This window comes from Pseudazoarcus pumilus (assembly GCF_002872475.1).
Taxonomy (GTDB): Bacteria; Pseudomonadota; Gammaproteobacteria; order Burkholderiales; family Rhodocyclaceae; genus Pseudazoarcus; species Pseudazoarcus pumilus.
On the sequence record NZ_CP025682.1, the window covers coordinates 1,351,105 to 1,368,706 of the forward strand.

Consider the following 17,602-nt stretch of genomic DNA (forward strand, 5'->3'; position numbering starts at 1 on the left):
AGGACTGGCTGCGATGCGCGAGTCGCGATACGACCGGCGGTCGTGGAAATGCGGCGGGGCGCCCGAGCGCCCCGCCATGTTGCATCGTTTCGCTGCGCCTTCAGCGCTTGCGTGGCGCGGGCAGGTCGGTGCAGCTGCCGTGGGCGACTTCGGCCGCCAGCCCGATGGACTCGCCCAGCGTCGGGTGCGGGTGGATGGTCTTGCCGATGTCCACCGCGTCCGCGCCCATCTCGATGGCCAGACACACCTCGCCGATGAGGTCGCCCGCGTGGGTGCCGACGATGCCGCCACCGACGATGCGGTGCGTCTCTGCGTCGAAGAGCAGCTTGGTGAAGCCCTCGTCGCGGCCGTTGGCGATCGCGCGGCCCGAGGCGGCCCACGGGAACACGGCCTTCTCGATCTTGAGACCCCTCTCCCTGGCCTCGATCTCGGTCAGGCCGGCCCATGCCACTTCCGGGTCGGTATAGGCCACCGACGGGATCTGCAGCGCGTCGAAGCTGGACTTCTGGCCGGCGGCCACTTCGGCCGCGACATGGCCCTCATGCACCGCCTTGTGCGCGAGCATGGGCTGGCCGACGATGTCGCCGATGGCGAAGATGTGGCCAACGTTGGTGCGCATCTGGTTGTCGACCTCGATGAAGCCGCGCTCGGATACCGCCACACCGGCCTTGTCGGCGGCGATCTTGCCGCCGTTGGGGCTGCGGCCGACGGCGACCAGTACCAGATCATAGACCTGCGCCTTGTCGGGCGCGTTCTTGCCCTCGAAGCTCACGTGGATGCCGTCCTTCTTCGCCTCGGCCGCTGTGGTCTTGGTGGACAGCCAGACGTTGTCGAAGCGCGTCTTGTTGTGCTTTTCCCAGACCTTGACCAGATCGCGGTCGGCGCCGAGCATCAGGCCGTCCATCATCTCGACGACGTCGATCTTCGCACCCAGCGCGGCATACACGGTGGCCATCTCCAGCCCGATGATGCCGCCGCCGATCACCAGCATGCGCTTGGGCACCGACTTGAGTTCCAGCGCGCCGGTCGAATCGACGACGCGCGGGTCCTCCGGCATGAAGGGCAGGCGCACGGCCTGGCTGCCGGCGGCGATGATGCATTTCGCGAACTTTACGACCTTCTTCTTGCCGGTCTTGTCCTGGCCGTCGCCGTCGGTCAGTTCGACCGCGACGTGGTTGGGATCGAGGAAGGCACCATAACCGCGCACCACCTCGACCTTGCGCCCCTTGGCCATGCCGGCCAGCCCGCCGGTGAGCTTGCCGACAACCTTTTCCTTGTGGCTGCGCAGCTTGTCGATGTCGAGCTTGGGCTTGGTGTAGGCGACACCCAGATCGGCGAAGTGGGCGACCTCGTCCATGACGCCCGCCACGTGCAGCAGCGCCTTGGACGGGATGCAGCCGACGTTCAGGCACACGCCGCCCAGCGTCGGATAGCGCTCGACCAGCACCGTCTTGAGTCCCAGATCGGCCGCGCGGAAGGCCGCCGAGTAACCGCCGGGGCCGGCGCCGAGCACGAGCACGTCGCATTCGATGTCGGCGCCGCCAGCGTGGCTGGCCGCGGCCGGGGCGGCAGCCTTCGCTGTCTCGGGCGCGGGCGCGGGTTTTTCGGCCGGGGTGGCGGCCTTGGGTTCTTCCTTGGCGGCTTCCGCGTCCGCACTCTCGACCTTGAGCAGCACGCTGCCTTCGGCGACCTTGTCACCCACCTTGATCAGGACTTCCTTGATGGTGCCGGCGGCCGAGGAGGGCACGTCCATCGTCGCCTTGTCGGATTCGAGCGTGCAGATCGGATCTTCCTCTGCGATGGTGTCGCCGGCCTTGACGAACAGTTCGATGACGGGGACTTCGTCGAAATCGCCGATGTCCGGAACCTTCACTTCGATCGTTGCCATGATGGTTCCTCCGCTCAGATCAGTGCGCGACGCATGTCGGCCAGCAGCTTGGAAATGTAGTCGACGAAGCGCGTGCCCTCGGCACCGTCGATGACGCGGTGGTCATACGACAGCGACAGCGGCAGTACCTGACGCGGCACGAACTTCTCGCCATCCCACAGCGGCTTGATGCTGAGCTTGGACAGACCCAGGATGGCTACCTCCGGTGCATTGATGAGCGGCGTGAAGTAGGTGCCGCCGATGCCGCCGAGGCTGGAGATCGAGAAGGTGCCGCCCTGCATGTCGGCCGAGCCGAGCTTGCCATCGCGCGCCTTCTTCGACAGCGTCGCCATTTCCAGCGCGATGTCGGTGACGCTCTTCTGGTCGGCGTTCTTGATCACCGGCACCACCAGACCGTTCTCGGTGTCGGCGGCGAACCCGATGTGGTAGTACTTCTTGAACACCAGGTTGTCGCCGTCGAGCGAGGTGTTGAACTGGGGGTACTTCTTGAGCGCCGCGACCACGGCCTTGATGACGAAGGCGAGCATGGTGTAGCGCACGCCCTGGGCCTTGGCCTCGCGCGTCTCGTTGAGTTCCTTGCGCAGCGCCTCGAGATCGGTGACGTCGGTCTCGTCGTACTGCGTGACGTGCGGGATCATCACCCAGTTGCGATGCAGGTTGGCGCCCGAGATCTTCTTGATGCGCTTCATCGGCTGCACTTCGACCTCGCCGTACTTGGCGAAATCGACCTTGGGCCAGGGCAGCAGATCGAGCCCGCCGCCACCGCCGGCGGCGGCCGGCGCGGCGGACTTGCCCGGCACCACGCCGCTGGTCATCGCCCCCTTGATGTGGGCGGTGACGTCCTCGCGCAGGATGCGGTTCTTCGGTCCGGTGGCTTTCACCTGGGTCAGATCGACACCCAGTTCGCGTGCGTAGCCACGCACCGAGGGGCTGGCATGCACGGTGCCGCCGAGCTTGACCGGCGTCGGGCTGTTTGCGGCCGGGGATTCGGCCGCTGCAGGCTGAGGGGCCGACTGCGGGGCCGGTGCGGACTGTTCGGCAGCAGCGGGTTGCGGTGCCGGTGCGGCACGTTCGGCCGGTGCCGGCGCGGCCTTCTCAGCCGGTGTAGCGTCCGACGCTGCGCTCTCCACTTCCAGCAACACACTGCCTTCACCGACCTTGTCGCCAACCTTCACCAGTACCTTCCTGACGGTGCCGGTGGCCGAGGAGGGCACGTCCATCGTCGCCTTGTCGGACTCGAGCGTGCAGATCGCGTCCTCTTCCTTGATGGTGTCGCCGACCTGCACGAACATCTCGATCACCGGGACTTCGTCGAAGTCGCCGATGTCGGGCACCTTGACCTGCACGGTGCCGCCAGCCGCAGGCCTGGCGGCCGGCGCGGCGGCTTTGGCCGCATCGGGTGCCGGTGCAGCCTTGCCGGCGTCCGGCGCGGGTGCGGGCTTCTCGGCAGCGGCAGCCTTGGGCTCTTCCCTGGCGGGCGCGTCCGCACTCTCGACCTTGAGCAGCACGCTGCCTTCGGCGACCTTGTCACCCACCTTGATCAGGACTTCCTTGATCACACCGGCGGCGGACGAGGGCACGTCCATCGTGGCCTTGTCGGATTCGAGCGTACAGATCGGATCTTCCTCGGCGATGGTGTCGCCGGCCTTGACGAACAGTTCGATGACGGGGACTTCGTCGAAATCGCCGATGTCCGGTACCTTCACTTCGATCAACTGGCTCATCGCGTCGTCCTCCTCAGACCGTCAGCGGGTTGGGCTTGTCGACGTCGAGCCCGTATTTCTCGATCGCCTGGGCGACCTTGGCGGCATCGACCTCGCCGTCGTCTGCCAGCGCCTTGAGCGCGGCGACCGTGACCCAGTATCGATTGACCTCGAAGAAGTGGCGCAGGCGCTCACGCGTGTCCGAGCGGCCGAAGCCGTCGGTGCCGAGCACCACGTAGCGACCCGGCACGAAGGCGCGAATCTGGTCGGCGAAGAGCTTGACGTAGTCGGTGGCGGCGACGACCGGGCCCTTGGCGCCGGCCAGGCAGGTCTCGACGTGCGACTTCTTCTTCGTCTTGGCAGTCGGGTGCAACAGGTTCCAGCGCGCCGCTGCATGGCCGTCACGCGCCAGTTCGTTGAAGCTCGGGCAGCTCCACAAGTCGGCTTCGACGCCCCAGTCCTTCTTGAGCAGTTCGGCGGCGGCGACGACCTCGTTGAAGATGGTGCCGGAGCCGAGCAGCTGCACGCGCGGCCCCTTGCCCTTGCCGCCCTTGCGGAAGGCGTACATGCCCTTGAGGATGTCGGCCTCGGCGCCCTTGGGCATCTCGGGATGTTCGTAGTTCTCGTTCATCACCGTGATGTAGTAATAGACATCCTCCTGCTCGACGAACATGCGGCGCATGCCGTCCTGCACGATCACCGCCAGTTCGTACTGGTAGGTCGGGTCGTAGCTGACGCAGTTCGGGATCGCGCCGGCGAGGATCTGGCTGTGGCCGTCCTCGTGCTGCAGGCCCTCGCCGTTGAGCGTGGTGCGACCGGCGGTGCCGCCGATCAAGAAGCCGCGCGTGCGCTGGTCGCCCGCCGCCCAGCATAGGTCCATGGTGCGCTGCATGCCGAACATCGAGTAGAAGATGTAGAAGGGCACCATCTGCACGCCGTGGACGCTGTAGGCGGTGCCGGCGGCGATCCAGTCGGACATCGAGCCGGCCTCGTTGATGCCTTCCTGCAGCACCTGACCGTCGACGCTTTCCTTGTAGAACATCAGCTGGTCGTGGTCTTCGGGCAGGTACTTCTGGCCTTCCTGGCTCCAGATGCCGTACTGGCGGAACATGCCTTCCATGCCGAAGGTGCGCGACTCGTCCGGCACGATGGGCACGATGTGGCGCCCCAGCTTCTTGTCGCGCAGCAGGGTATTCATGATGCGCACCATGGCCATGGTGGTCGACAGCTCGCGGCCCTCGCCCGAGGCCTTGAGCAGCGGCTCGAAGGTCGCAAGCTCCGGCACCGCCAGCGGCTCGGCCTTGGTGCGGCGCTGCGGCAGGAAGCCGCCGAGGCTCTGGCGCCGCTCGAGCATGTACTTGTACTCGGGCGAATCCTCGGCGAACTTCAGATAGGGCAGCTTCTCGAGCTGGTCGTCGGCCACCGGCAGTTCGAAGCGGTCGCGGAAACGGCGGATGGCCTCGACATCCATCTTCTTCTGCTGGTGCGAGATGTTCATCGCCTCGCCGGCCGTGCCCATGCCGAAGCCCTTGATGGTCTTGGCCAGGATCACCGTGGGCTGGCCCTGGTGCTCGACGGCGGACTTGTAGGCGGCGAAGATCTTGAACAGGTCGTGGCCGCCGCGGTTCAGGCTCCAGATCTCGTCGTCGGTCCAGTCTTCGACGAGTGCCTTGAGCTCCGGCGTGTTGAAGAAATATTCGCGCACATAGGCGCCGTCCTTGGACTTGTAGGTCTGGTACTCGCCGTCGACCACTTCCATCATGCGCTTCTTCAGGATGCCGTTCTTGTCGCGCGCGAACAGCGAATCCCAGCGCGTGCCCCACACCACCTTGATGACGTTCCATCCGGCGCCACGGAACTCGGACTCGAGTTCCTGGATGATCTTGCCGTTGCCGCGCACCGGTCCGTCCAAGCGCTGCAGGTTGCAGTTGATGACGAAGATCAGGTTGTCCAGGCGCTCGCGCGCGGCCAGGCCGATGGCGCCGAGCGATTCGACCTCGTCGGTCTCGCCGTCGCCGAGAAAGGCCCATACCTTGCGCGGCGCAGCGCGCTCGGCGTCGATCAGGCCGCGGCTGGCCATGTACTTCATGAAGCGCGCCTGATAGATCGCCTGGATCGGGCCCAGGCCCATCGACACGGTGGGGAACTGCCAGAACTCGGGCATCAGCCAGGGGTGCGGGTAGGAAGAGATGCCGTGGCCGTCGACCTCCTGACGGAAGTAATCCATCTGCTCTTCGGTGAAGCGGCCCAGCATGTAGGCGCGGGCATAGACTCCCGGCACCGCATGGCCCTGGAAGAAGATCAGGTCGCCGTCGTGCTTGCCGTTGGGCGCATGCCAGAAGTGAGAGAAACCGACGTCGTAGAGTGCTGCCGCGGACGCAAAGCTGGCGATGTGGCCGCCGACGTTGGTGTGCTTGTTGGCGCGCACCACCATGGCCATCGCGTTCCAGCGGATGTAGGCGTGGATCTTCAGTTCAATGTCCGCGTCGCCGGGGTAGGGCGGCTGCAGATCGACCGGAATGGTGTTGATGTACTGCGTGTTGGCCGAATACGGCATGTCGGCGCCGTGCTGCTGCGCGGTGTCGATCAGGTGTTCGATCAGAAAGTGCGCGCGCGCGGGCCCTTCGGCCTGCAGGACGCCTTCGAGGGCGTCGAGCCATTCACGGGTCTCCTGCGAGTCGGGGTCATCTTGCAGGAGTGCGTTGTGGATCGCGGTCATGGATTGTCTCCTCATGCCGTGTTTTTCGGACCCGGCCCGGTCGGGGCGGGACGGTTTGTTCCAGGTCGTGTCCGGACGGGTGGTCGGCCGACCTTTGTTTCGTAATATAAAACGATGTTTCGTTAGGCGCAATATAACGCAGGCGAGCCCGAAGCCGACTGCGAGCGGATGCAAGCCTTGCGCGCCGTCCAAGCGTAGGGGAAAAACCCGATTCCGTCCAAGGCGCGGGCTTGCGACAATGCGCAATTGATCCACGCGCCCGACATGACCGACTCTCCACGACCCGTTCCCGCCCTCGCGCACAGTTGGTACTGGACCGCGCCCTACGTCGCGATCGCCGTTCTCGTCGTGACGGCGCTGGCGATCGTCTGGATGCTGCAGCAGCGCGAGGCCGAAGCACAGCGCGACATGATCGTGCGCGACGTACAGTGGGCGGAGAAGACCATTCGTCTGCACAAGCAGGGCGCTGAAAACTTCCTGCAGCAGGTCGTCGCCGATCTGGTCGCCGGTACGCTCGACGCGGTCAGTTTCGACCAGCGCGTGACCCAGCATATCGCCAGCCAGGGTCAGATGGTGGAGGTGGTGTGGGTGGGCGAGGACGCGCACGTGCGCTGGGCCGCTCCGGCCGCGACCGCCGCGGCACGACCTGGCGAAGTGCTCGCACCCGAGGATCGCGTGCCGTTCGCACGTGCGCGCGAACTGGGGCTGGTCAGCTACGGCGAGCCGCGTACCAACGGCCTGCCGGTGTTCCAGGTGCATGTGCCGGTGCGCGAGGCCGAGGAATTCCTCGGCACCATCGTCGGTGTGTTCTCGGCCGAACGCATGCTCTCGGAATTGGTGCCGGAATGGTTCGTCGAGCGTTACCAGACTTCGCTGGTCAATGCGCGCGGACAGATTCTGGCGAGCAGCGAGGGGACTTTGGCGCTCGACGAGCGCACCACCTTCGAAGTCCCCCTGGATCTGCCGGGGGCGGGCCTGACGCTGCGCGCGGTGGCCTTCCAGGCGCCGGGGGCCACGCCCCACGCATTCTTCCTGATCGTCATCGCCGGGCTGGCGATGATCGTGCTGTGGAGCCTGTGGCTGCTGCGTGACCACGTGCGCCAGCGGCGGGCGATCGAGGACGCGCTGCGCGAGGAGTCGGCCTTTCGCAAGGCCATGGAGGAGTCGGTCATCACCGGCCTGCGCGCGATCGACCTGTCGGGGCGCATCATTTACGTCAACCCGGCCTTCTGTCGCATGGTCGGTTTCGACGAGGACGAGTTGCTCGGCGCGGTGCCGCCGTTTCCCTACTGGCCGGAGGAGGCCTACGACGAGTGCCGGCGCGAACTGGAGATGTCCTCGTCCGGACGCGCCCCGACGAGCGGCTTCGATCTGGGCATCCGTCGCCGCGACGGCGAGCGCATCGACGTGCGCTTCTACCTGTCGCCGCTGATCGACGTCAACGGCCATCAGACTGGCTGGATGGCCTCGGTCGCCGACATCACCGAACCCAAGCGTGTGCGCGCCGCGCTGGAGGAGTCGCAGCGGCGCTTCGAGGCCGTGCTCGACGGACTCGATGCCGCGGTGTTCGTGGCCGATGCGGCCACCGACATGATCCTTTACGCCAACCGCGCCTTCATGAACATCCACGGCTACGACGTGGTCGGCCGCAGCACCCTGCGCGTGTCGGTGCCGCAGCCCGAGCGCAGCGAGTATCGCGTGGATCCGCGTCTGATCGAGCCCGCGTCGCTGCCCATGGAGCTGTTCGACGGCGAACTGCAGCACCCCTTGTCGGGACGCTGGTACCACCTGCGCGAGCACGCATCGCGCTGGGTCGACGGCCGCGTCGTGCGCATGGGCATCGCCACCGACATCACCGACCGCCGCCAGACCGATGAACTGGCACGGCGTCAGGAGGAGCGTCTGCAGCACACGGCACGTCTGGTGACGATGGGCGAGATGGCCTCGACGCTGGCGCATGAACTCAACCAGCCGCTTGCGGCCATCTCCAATTACTGCATGGGCTGCGTGACACGCATCGAAACGGGCAGGGCGCGCCACGAGGAGTTGCTTGCGGCCATGACCAAGGCCAGCATGCAGGCCGAGCGTGCGGCCAAGATCATCGGCCGGGTGCGTGATTTCGTGCGCAAGAGCGAGCCGCGACCGGTGAGCATCGCTGTGGCGGAAATCCTCGATGACGCGCTCGCCTTCGCCGACATCGACGCGCGGCGCGGTAGCGGTCGCGTGGTGCTCAGGCTTGAGCCGAACCTGCCGCCGGTGTTCGCCGACCGCATCATGATCGAACAGGTGGTGGTCAATCTGGTGCGCAACGCCTTCGAGGCAATGGCCGGCATGCCGCCGGGCAAGCGCATCGTCGAGGTGAGCGCGCGCGCGCTCGACGCGCACGCGGTCGAGGTGGCGGTGGCCGATCGCGGTCCGGGTATCGCCGAGGAAGAGCGTGAGCGCCTGTTTACGCCGTTTCACACCACCAAGCCCGAAGGCATGGGCATGGGCCTGAACATCTGCCGCTCCATCATCGAGTACCACGACGGCCATCTCGAATACGCGGACAACCCCGGAGGTGGTACCGTATTTAGCTTCGTGCTGCCGACGGGAGCCGTCCGTGAACAAGTCGCATGACATGAACGAGCAGTACGATCAGTGCATCCACATCGTCGACGACGACGAGGCCCTGCGCGATTCGCTTGTATGGCTGCTCGAGTCCAGCGGACACCGGGTACGCACCTATGCCTCGTCCGAGGATTTTCTTGCGGTGTGCGACGACGTGACGCCCGGCTGCGTGCTGCTCGATGTGCGCATGCCGGGCATGAGCGGGCTGGAGCTGTTCGAGCTGCTGCGTGCGCGCGGCTGCACGCTGCCGATCATCTTCATCACGGGGCACGGCGACGTGCCGATGGCGGTCGAGGCGCTCAAGCGCGGCGCCCATGATTTCATCGAGAAGCCCTTCGGCGACCGCGAGGTCCTGCGCCTGATCGAGGCGGCCTTGCGCACCGAGCGCGAGCAGCGCGAGCAGTGGCGGCATCGCGCCGAGATCGAACGCCGCATCGGCGACCTGACGCAGCGCGAACATGAAGTGCTGCGTCTGATTCTCGCGGGCAAACTCAACAAGCAGATCGCCGATCAACTCGGCATCAGCATCAAGACGGTCGAGGTCCATCGCGCACGCGTGATGGAGAAGATGGAAGCCGGTTCTCTGGCCGAACTGGTGCAGAACGTGGTGCGCGTCGCGCCCTCCCTGCTGCAGGACTGAAGTCGCCCGCGTTCGGGCGCTGGCATGTTTTCTGCTATCGTTCTGCGGTAATCCGCAACGCGATTCCCGTCCATGGCCTCCATCAACGCGCTCCTGCTGGCGCTCGCCTTCCTGTTGTTCGTCAGTGTGCTGGCGAGCACGCTCTCGGCACGTCTGGGCCTGCCGCTGCTGCTGCTGTTTCTGGTGGTCGGCATGCTCGCGGGCGAGGAGGGGCCGGGCGGCATCCGCTTCGACGACCTTGAGACCGCGATGCTCATCGGTCAGCTCGCGCTGGCCGTGATCCTGCTCGATGGCGGCTTGCGCACGCGCGTGTCGACCTTCCGCGTGGCCTTCGCGCCGGCGGCCATCCTCGCCACCTGGGGGGTCGTCGCCACGGTGCTGCTGCTGGGCGGCTTCGCCATCTGGCTGTTCGAGGTCGATTGGCGCGTTGGCCTGCTGCTGGCGGCCATCGTGGGCTCGACCGACGCCGCGGCGGTATTCTCCCTGCTGCGCAACAGCGGCGTGCGGCTCAATGACCGGGTCAAGGCGACGCTGGAGATCGAGTCCGGCGCCAACGACCCGATGGCGATCCTGCTGGTCACGGTGATGATCCAGACGCTGATGGCGCCCGGCGATACCGACGTGTGGTCCGTGCTGCGCATGCTGTTGCAGCAGTTCGCGCTCGGGCTCATCGCCGGGACGCTGGGCGGTTGGGTGCTGACACGCCTGCTCTCGCGCCTGCGGCTGGCCGAAGGCCTGTACGCGCTGCTGATCATGTCCGGTGGGCTGATGATTTTCGCCGCGACCAACGCGCTCGGCGGCAGCGGCTTTCTGGCGATCTACCTGGCCGGTCTGGTGGTCGGCAACCGGCGCTCGCACGCGACCGAACACGTGTTGCGTGTGATGGACGGTCTGGCCTGGCTGGCCCAGGCCGGCATGTTCCTGACGCTCGGCCTGCTGGTGGCGCCCTCGCAGCTGGTCGAGCACGCGCCGCTGTCGCTCGCCATGGCCGGCTTCCTGATGTTCGTCGCGCGCCCGCTGGCGGTGATGTCGTGCCTGTTCATGTTCCGCTTCTCGCTGCGAGAACTGGTCTACATCTCGTGGGTGGGTCTGCGCGGCGCGGTGCCAATTGTACTCGCGATCTACCCGCTGATCATGGACGTGCCGAACTCCAGCCTGCTCTTCGTCGTGGCCTTTGCCGTGGTGCTGGTTTCGCTGCTGGTGCAGGGCGCCACCGTGCCGGTGGCGGCGCGCGCGCTGGGCGTCGTGGTGCCGCCACGCGACGAGCCGGTCGACCGCATCGAGGTGTGGGTGGACGACCATGCCACGCTGGATCTGATGGAGTATCACGTCGGTCGCCGGTCGCGTGCCGAGGGCATGCATCCGGACGAATTGACGCGCACCGAAGCCATCGTCGGCGTGCGTTGTGCCGCAGTGCTGCGCAACGGCCGGCTGGTGCCTCTGGACGACACCGTTACACTGGAGGAGGGCGACGCCGTGTGGCTGATCGCGCCCGACGGCATGGCCGAACCGCTGGCCGCGGCCTTCGCCGCCGGGCGAGACGACGAGCTGTCGATCAACGCCGGCTTCTTCGGCGAGTTCACGGTCGATCCGGATTGTCCGGCGGGTGATCTCGCCGCGGCCTATGGCCTGCAGCTGCGACCGGACGAAGAGACGCTGACCATTCGCATGCTGATCCGCCAGCGCCTCGGCCGACACGCGGTGGAGGGCGATCGCGTGCGCATCAACGCCTTCGAACTGACGGTGCGTCACACCGACAGCCATGGCGAGATCGATCAGGTCGGCCTCAAGTGCCCACGTGTGCTCTGATACGGTTTCGCACAAGGCGCTGATGCTGCTGTAAAATCACGCCCTTTTTCGGAGCCCCGGTGCCCATGACGGCTCGCATTCTCGACGGAAAGGCCTTGGCCGAGCGCGTTCGCAACGATATTGCCGCGCGTACTGCGGCGCTCGCGCAGCGCGGGGTGCAGCCGTGTCTCGCGGTGATCGTGGTCGGGGTCAACCCGGCTTCGGCCGTGTATGTACGCAACAAGGTCGCCGCCTGCGAGGCCGCCGGCATTCGGTCGCTGCGTTTCGACTACGCCGCTGACGCCTCGTGCGACGAGGTATTCGCGCGCATTGCGGCGCTCAATGCCGATGCGTCCGTGCATGGCATCCTGGTGCAGTTGCCCCTGCCGCCACAGTTCGACGAACAGGCGGTGCTTGAGGCGATCGCGCTGGAAAAGGATGTCGACGGTTTTCATGCCGAGAACGTGGGTCGCTTGTCGCAGGGCCAGGAATGCTTCATTCCGTGCACGCCGCATGGCGTCATGAAGATGTTCGAGGCCGAAGGCGTGCCCCTGCAGGGTGCCGAGGCGGTGGTGATCGGGCGCTCCAACATCGTCGGCAAGCCGATGGCGATGTTGCTCACCAACGCCGGCGCGACGGTCACCGTGTGTCACTCGAAGACGCGTGACCTGGCGGCGCACACGCGCCGCGCCGACATCGTGGTGGCCGCCGTGGGGCGCCCGCGCTTCGTCACCGCCGACATGGTCAAGCCCGGTGCGGTAGTGATCGACGTGGGCATCAACCGCATCGAATCCGGCCCGGAAGCGGGCAAGCTGTGTGGTGACGTGGATTTCGCGTCGGTCGCCGAGGTCGCCTCGCTGGTCACGCCGGTGCCCGGTGGCGTCGGCCCGATGACCATCACGATGCTGCTCGAGAACACCCTGGAAGCGGCCGCGCGCGCCGCACGCAAGCGAGGATGAAGATGAGCGACAATCCCGTGGTCGGCATCATCATGGGCTCGAATTCCGATTGGCCGACCATGCAGGCCGCGGCTCGCGTGCTCGAGGAGTTCGGTGTGGCCTTCGAGGCGCGCGTGGTCTCTGCGCACCGCACGCCCGACCTGATGTTCGAGTACGCCGACAATGCGCGCGCGCGCGGTCTCAAGGTCATCATCGCCGGCGCCGGCGGCGCGGCCCATCTGCCGGGCATGGTGGCCGCGAAGACGACCTTGCCGGTGCTTGGCGTGCCGGTGCAGTCCAAGGCCCTGTCGGGCAAGGATTCGCTGCTGTCCATCGTGCAGATGCCGCGCGGCGTGCCGGTGGCGACCTTCGCCATCGGTGAGGCCGGCGCCGCCAACGCCGGGTTGTTCGCGGTGGCGTTGTTGGCCATCGACGACGCCGAGCTGGCCGACCGGCTCGACGACTATCGCGCGGCGCAGACGCAGCGCGTGCTCGACATGAAGCTGGATCTGCAATGATCCTGCCGCCGGCCACTCTGGGCATGCTCGGTGGCGGCCAGCTCGGCCGCTTCTTCGTTGCGGCCGCGCATGAAATGGGCTTCAAGGTATGGGTGCTTGACCCCGACCCGCACAGTCCGGCGGGCCTCATCGCCGATCATCATCTGGTGGCGGCCTTCGAGGACTTCGCGGCGCTTGACGTGCTCGCCGAGGCCTGTTCGGCAGTGACCACCGAATTCGAGAATGTCCCCGCGGCGACCCTGGAATACCTGTCCAAGTTCATCCCGGTGCATCCGTCTGCCCAGGCAGTGGCCGTGTGTCAGGACCGTATCCGCGAGAAGTCCTTTCTGTCCGACAACGGCATTCCGCACGGCCCGTTTGCGGTGATCCGTGCCGACGAGGACGTGCGCGGCGCCGACGAGACGCTGTTTCCGGCCATTCTCAAGATCGCCCGCTTCGGCTACGACGGCAAGGGGCAGGCGCGCGTGGCCACGCGTGAGGAGGCGCTGCACGCCTTCCACGCTTTTCACCGCGAGGCCTGCGTGCTCGAAAAGATGTTGCCCCTCGACAGCGAAGTGTCGGTGGTGCTCGCGCGCGACGAAGCCGGCACCGTGCGTTGTTTTCCGACCGCCGAGAACCGCCATCGCAACGGCATCCTCGACGTGACCATTGCCCCGGCACGCGTGGACGTTGCGCTCGCCGACGAGGCGCAGCGCATCGCCGCCACAGTGGCCGAGCGCCTGGGCTACATCGGTACCCTGGGCGTCGAGTTCTTCGTCACCGACGGGCGGCTGGTGGTCAACGAGATGGCGCCGCGTCCGCACAACAGCGGTCACCACACCATCGACGCCTGCGTGACCAGCCAGTACGACCAGCAGGTGCGCGTGCTCGCGGGCCTGCCGCTGGACGAACCGCGCCAGCATTCCTGCGCGGTCATGGTCAATCTGCTCGGCGACCTGTGGTACGAGGGCGACCGCCACCGCGAGCCGGACTGGACCGTGCTGCACCGCGAGCAGGGCCTGCGCCTGCACCTGTACGGCAAGCATCACGCGCGGCGTGGCCGCAAGATGGGCCACTTTACGGTGATCGGCACGGACGCCGACGACGTGTTCGAGCGTGCCATGCGCGCCCGTGCAGCCATCGGCATCACCGACGAATGAACACCGATCTGGAACGCATCGCGACGTGAGCATCCTCGCGCCGACACCCGAGAACATCGCCCGCGCGGCCGATGCGCTGCGCGCCGGCGCACTCGTCGGCATGCCCACCGAAACCGTCTATGGCCTGGCTGCCGATGCGCTTGACGCCGACGCGGTGCGTCGCGTCTTCGCCGCAAAGGGGCGACCGGCGGACCACCCGCTGATCGTGCACCTGCCCTCGGCCGAGCATCTGCCGCAATGGGCGAGCAGCATTCCGAAGGAGGCCGTGGCGCTCGCCCGCGCCTTCTGGCCGGGCCCGCTGACGATGATCTTGCGTCGCGCCGAGGACGTGCCCGATGCCGTTACCGGCGGGCAGGACACGGTTGGCGTACGCGTGCCGGGCCACCCGGTCGCACTGGCGCTGCTCGCGGTGTTCGATTCGGGCATCGCCGCGCCCAGTGCCAACCGTTTCGGCCGCATCAGCCCCACCACCGCCCGTCACGTCGTCGAAGAGCTGGGCGAACAGGTGTCCATCGTGCTCGATGGCGGTGCCTGCGAGGTGGGCATCGAGTCGACCATCGTGGACCTGTCGCGCGATACGCCCGTGCTGATGCGTCCCGGTGCGATCTCTTCGGAGGCCATCGCAGCCGTCATCGGCCGCCAACCGCTCACGCGCGACGAAGCGCTGGGCGACACCCCGCGCGTATCCGGCGCGCTCGCCGCGCACTACGCTCCGCGTACCCCGCTGATTCTCGTTGCCCCCGAGCGCTTGGCGCACGAAGTCTGTCGCGCAGGGCGCGTCGCCGTGCTCGCCCGCACAGCCGCCCCGCAGGACGTGTTCCACTGGCGCACCGCGCCGTCGGACCCGGTCGACTATGCCCACGATCTGTACGTCGCCCTGCGCGAGCTCGACGCGCTCGGTGCGGATCTGATCGTCGTCGAGGCGCCGCCCGGTACCATCGAATGGCAGGCCGTGGCCGATCGCCTCGGTCGTGCGCAGACCGGCTCGGGTGAGGGCGACGAAACCTGAAATCCCGCGCTTCACAAAGGCGAGGCGCGTGGCTATAATGCGCGGCTTCACGGGCCGATAGCTCAGCTGGGAGAGCGCCGCGTTCGCAATGCGGAGGTCGAGGGTTCGATCCCCTTTCGGTCCACCAGACTCGTGAAAAGCCCGACCTGAAAAGGTGTGCCGTAAAGCATAAAGTGGCCAAATGCCTTGTTTATGCTTGATTTCACGATAGGACACATTATGTTTTATCGTGTTTGGCATGCTAGGGTTTGGGGTTTTGCTTGTCAGCTGGGGAGTTTTTCCTGCTGACAAAATTCAGGCAGTAAAAAAACGGGACCTTCGGGTCCCGTTTTTGTTGCTGGTGAAGCTGCGGATCAGGTGAGGTGGCTGCGCATGATTTCGCTGATGTGGCTGAAGACATGGGGAGCCTTACGCGTGTCTTCGTCTAGCGCCTCCCACACATCTCTCGCGCTGATGCCTGCGTACCCATCGGATAACCGTTCGTCGAGTATCTCCGCGATACGTGCCTGCAATTTCTGCCGACTCTGTTCTCCCTGAGCAGCCCGGTAACGACTGTGCCGCTCGGCAAGAGCCCGTGCCTCGGCGTTTGCACGCAGATATAGGTGCTTGCGTCCCACTCCGAGTTGTTGGGCCGCTTCAGAAATCGAGATTGGCGTGAGCGTGAGCAGCATCTTGCGCAGCTCGGCGCGAATTGCCTCCCAGTCGAGCTCGCGAGAAACAATCCCCGCGCGCGGGCTGCTGCCAAGGTCGATAGACAGTTGGGGCGGGTCGATGGGCATGACCCAGTCTTCGACTTCACCCGCAAACAGACGGTCCAGACCGATACCGCCATGCAGGCCAATCGTCAGCCAGGCTTTGAGGTTGGGCAGTCCACCGTTGTTGAGCCAGTGTGAGACACCGCTCTTCGAGAAGCCGTAGCGTGAAGCAAACTGCGTCATCCTGCCGCAGGCCATGCGCTCGATTACGGTTTCGATCAGCGGCAGGCGACCTTCTTCGCTGACCTGCGGAGCCTTCGCCAGCATCTGTCCAACAGTGCGGGCGATCCATAGGCGCTCCGGAGTAGCGTCTTCCGCTTGCGCATCTCCGAGAAACCCCCCGCAATGCGTGCAGTAGCCTGGGACAACGATGCTTGCGCGATTGCGCACATTCGAGCGTTCGCAGTGCGGGCAGGTCGAGACCAGTTCTACCCTGTGTTTCGAGCACACCGTTACAGGGGCGACATCCCATGCGAGCCTCAGATAAGGCTCCCGTCCCTCTTCGCGATCTTCTGCTAGGCAGCAGGGGCACCATCGATCCGATTTCGGTGCAAGGCCCGGAGTGCCGACCAGGTGCTGCCAAGGGCTCAGGGTCAGACGGTCGAGATTCTCGACGCCGGTAAGCTCCGCGAGCCTGGATGCCCACAGCTCGCTCTGGTCGGACGCGCCGGAGAGACTTCGCTGGTGCCATGCGTACTTGGCGCAGACCTCCTCGCCGAAGTGGTCCAGCACCCAGTCAGTCAGCTTCTGTGCCGTCATGCTGTGAGAGTGTGCCAAGCGTGCGATGTAGCTCGTCAGGCTCTCGACTTCGGGCGTGCCGATGCCGATTGGGGGCAGTGCGTGAAGTGTCGTGCGCGGATTCGGTGTGCGATGCATCAGACGACCCTCCGCTTCTCGGATGCAGCGGGACGAAGCAGGTGCCGCTCAAGGCCGGGCGCAATGCGCGACTCACCCTCGAGAATCTCACGCGTGATCTGTGTCACCTGTGCGTCAGCGAGCAGCGCGCGACGCAGCATCTCTTCCGACCAGCTGTATTTGCCGACCAGCAGATTCAGACGGCCCAGAATCGAGCGCAAGGTACCCACGCACCCGAGCGTGTTCACCTGCAGTTCGTCCGCGTAGCGCAGCAGATCGACATCTTTCAGGTACGGGAAGTAGCCAGCGAGTTTGTTCAGACAACCCCGGAAGGCACGAACGTCGGCCGGGACGTCCTGCCGATAGCGGCCGAAGTGAATCACGTGGATGCGGCGCGAGAGCTGCGCAGAGAGCGACACAGTCTCAAGCAGATCGTAGGAGCCGAGCAGGATCCACTGCGTACCGCACTTGTTCGACAACGACTTGAGCGTGTTGATGTGCTTCACCAGATCCTGCGGCCTGCACTGCATCATGATGTGTGCAGCCTCGTCGATCACCACGAAGCGGGTGCCGCGGTTACGCAGAGAACGCTCCACCGCGGTTCGCAAGTCCGAGAGCCGGTTCTGGTGCGGGCCGAGCGACCGGCTGACGCGGCCAGTTTCCGGATTCACGCCGTATGAAGTGCGGGGCACGTTGAGATCGCCTTCGAGCGACTCCAGGATGCTCTGGTAGAAAAGACGCCATGAGAAGTCTCGCTCGCCTGAGGCCGGCGCTTCGATGCGGATCGCCGGGATCAGGCCAGGGTTGTTTTGCATCGCGTCGGACTGATGGTCGAGTTCGGCTTCGATGAGGTACTCGCCCAAAGTCGTCTTGCCGACTCCTGTAGGTCCACATAGCACGAGGATGTTGGCGTCGTTTCGGGCGTCGAGCATCAGCATGACTTCATCGATGGCGTTACCGATAAAGGGGTGCTTGATGCGAGGGATGCAGGCGGTGGTCAGGGCTGCGCCGTGTTCAGGGTGCGTCATTGCTTCTCCGAT

The 17,602-nt window shown here is 65.8% G+C and carries 12 protein-coding genes and 1 tRNA gene; 8 read left to right on the top strand and 5 right to left on the bottom strand.

Annotated features, from left to right (window positions below):
- Positions 1-100: 100 nt before the first annotated feature.
- Genes lpdA through aceE form a run of 3 tightly spaced genes read right to left on the bottom strand, consistent with a single transcriptional unit; the run spans position 101 to position 6,310 of the window.
- Positions 101-1,888: a dihydrolipoyl dehydrogenase gene (gene lpdA / locus C0099_RS06540; protein ID WP_102246694.1), complete on the bottom strand. Its 1,788-nt coding sequence runs from the start codon at positions 1,886-1,888 to the stop codon at positions 101-103.
- Between the two features lie 14 nt (positions 1,889-1,902).
- Complete coding sequence (gene aceF / locus C0099_RS06545; RefSeq protein ID WP_102246695.1) at positions 1,903-3,612, bottom strand: dihydrolipoyllysine-residue acetyltransferase; 1,710 nt, start codon at positions 3,610-3,612, stop codon at positions 1,903-1,905.
- A 13-nt stretch (positions 3,613-3,625) separates the two neighbouring features.
- Positions 3,626-6,310 carry a pyruvate dehydrogenase (acetyl-transferring), homodimeric type gene (gene aceE, locus C0099_RS06550; protein ID WP_102246696.1) on the bottom strand — a complete coding sequence of 895 codons (2,685 nt, stop codon included), beginning with the start codon at positions 6,308-6,310 and terminating at the stop codon, positions 3,626-3,628.
- Positions 6,311-6,574: 264 nt separating this feature from the next.
- On the opposite strand from aceE, the gene C0099_RS06555 reads away from it, so the two are divergent.
- The 8 genes from C0099_RS06555 to C0099_RS06590 all read left to right on the top strand — a co-directional run bounded on the left by C0099_RS06555 (position 6,575) and on the right by C0099_RS06590 (position 15,079).
- Positions 6,575-8,929 (top strand): PAS domain S-box protein, encoded by a 2,355-nt coding sequence (locus tag C0099_RS06555; RefSeq protein ID WP_102246697.1) that lies wholly within the window; start codon positions 6,575-6,577, stop codon positions 8,927-8,929.
- 1 nt (position 8,930) lies between these two features.
- Entirely contained in the window at positions 8,931-9,560 is a 630-nt protein-coding gene (locus C0099_RS06560) for a response regulator transcription factor (RefSeq protein WP_102246698.1), read from the top strand.
- A gap of 72 nt (positions 9,561-9,632) precedes the next feature.
- The gene (locus C0099_RS06565; protein ID WP_102246699.1) at positions 9,633-11,369 is read left to right on the top strand and encodes a potassium/proton antiporter; all 1,737 of its coding nucleotides are present in this window, start codon (positions 9,633-9,635) and stop codon (positions 11,367-11,369) included.
- 65 nt (positions 11,370-11,434) lie between these two features.
- Positions 11,435-12,307, top strand: coding sequence for a bifunctional methylenetetrahydrofolate dehydrogenase/methenyltetrahydrofolate cyclohydrolase FolD (gene folD / locus C0099_RS06570; RefSeq protein ID WP_102246700.1), 873 nt, complete (start codon positions 11,435-11,437; stop codon positions 12,305-12,307).
- A gap of 2 nt (positions 12,308-12,309) precedes the next feature.
- The gene (gene purE / locus C0099_RS06575) at positions 12,310-12,804 is read left to right on the top strand and encodes a 5-(carboxyamino)imidazole ribonucleotide mutase (protein WP_102248410.1); all 495 of its coding nucleotides are present in this window, start codon (positions 12,310-12,312) and stop codon (positions 12,802-12,804) included.
- A complete protein-coding gene (locus C0099_RS06580; protein ID WP_102246701.1) occupies positions 12,801-13,943 on the top strand; it encodes a 5-(carboxyamino)imidazole ribonucleotide synthase in 1,143 nt (380 codons plus the stop codon). The genes purE and C0099_RS06580 overlap by 4 nt, the downstream gene beginning before the upstream one ends.
- Before the next feature lie 25 nt (positions 13,944-13,968).
- On the top strand, positions 13,969-14,952 hold the full coding sequence (locus tag C0099_RS06585; protein WP_102246702.1) for an L-threonylcarbamoyladenylate synthase: 984 nt from the start codon (positions 13,969-13,971) through the stop codon (positions 14,950-14,952).
- A 51-nt stretch (positions 14,953-15,003) separates the two neighbouring features.
- A tRNA-Ala gene (locus C0099_RS06590) sits at positions 15,004-15,079 on the top strand.
- A gap of 226 nt (positions 15,080-15,305) precedes the next feature.
- Here C0099_RS06590 and C0099_RS06595 read toward each other — a convergent pair.
- Together C0099_RS06595 and C0099_RS06600 are read right to left on the bottom strand one after the other, a co-directional pair.
- On the bottom strand, positions 15,306-16,583 hold the full coding sequence (locus tag C0099_RS06595; protein WP_102246703.1) for a TniQ family protein: 1,278 nt from the start codon (positions 16,581-16,583) through the stop codon (positions 15,306-15,308).
- Positions 16,583-17,590 (bottom strand): ATP-binding protein, encoded by a 1,008-nt coding sequence (locus C0099_RS06600; RefSeq protein ID WP_199797661.1) that lies wholly within the window; start codon positions 17,588-17,590, stop codon positions 16,583-16,585. Before C0099_RS06600 ends, C0099_RS06595 begins: the two co-directional genes overlap by 1 nt.
- Positions 17,591-17,602 lie beyond the last annotated feature (12 nt).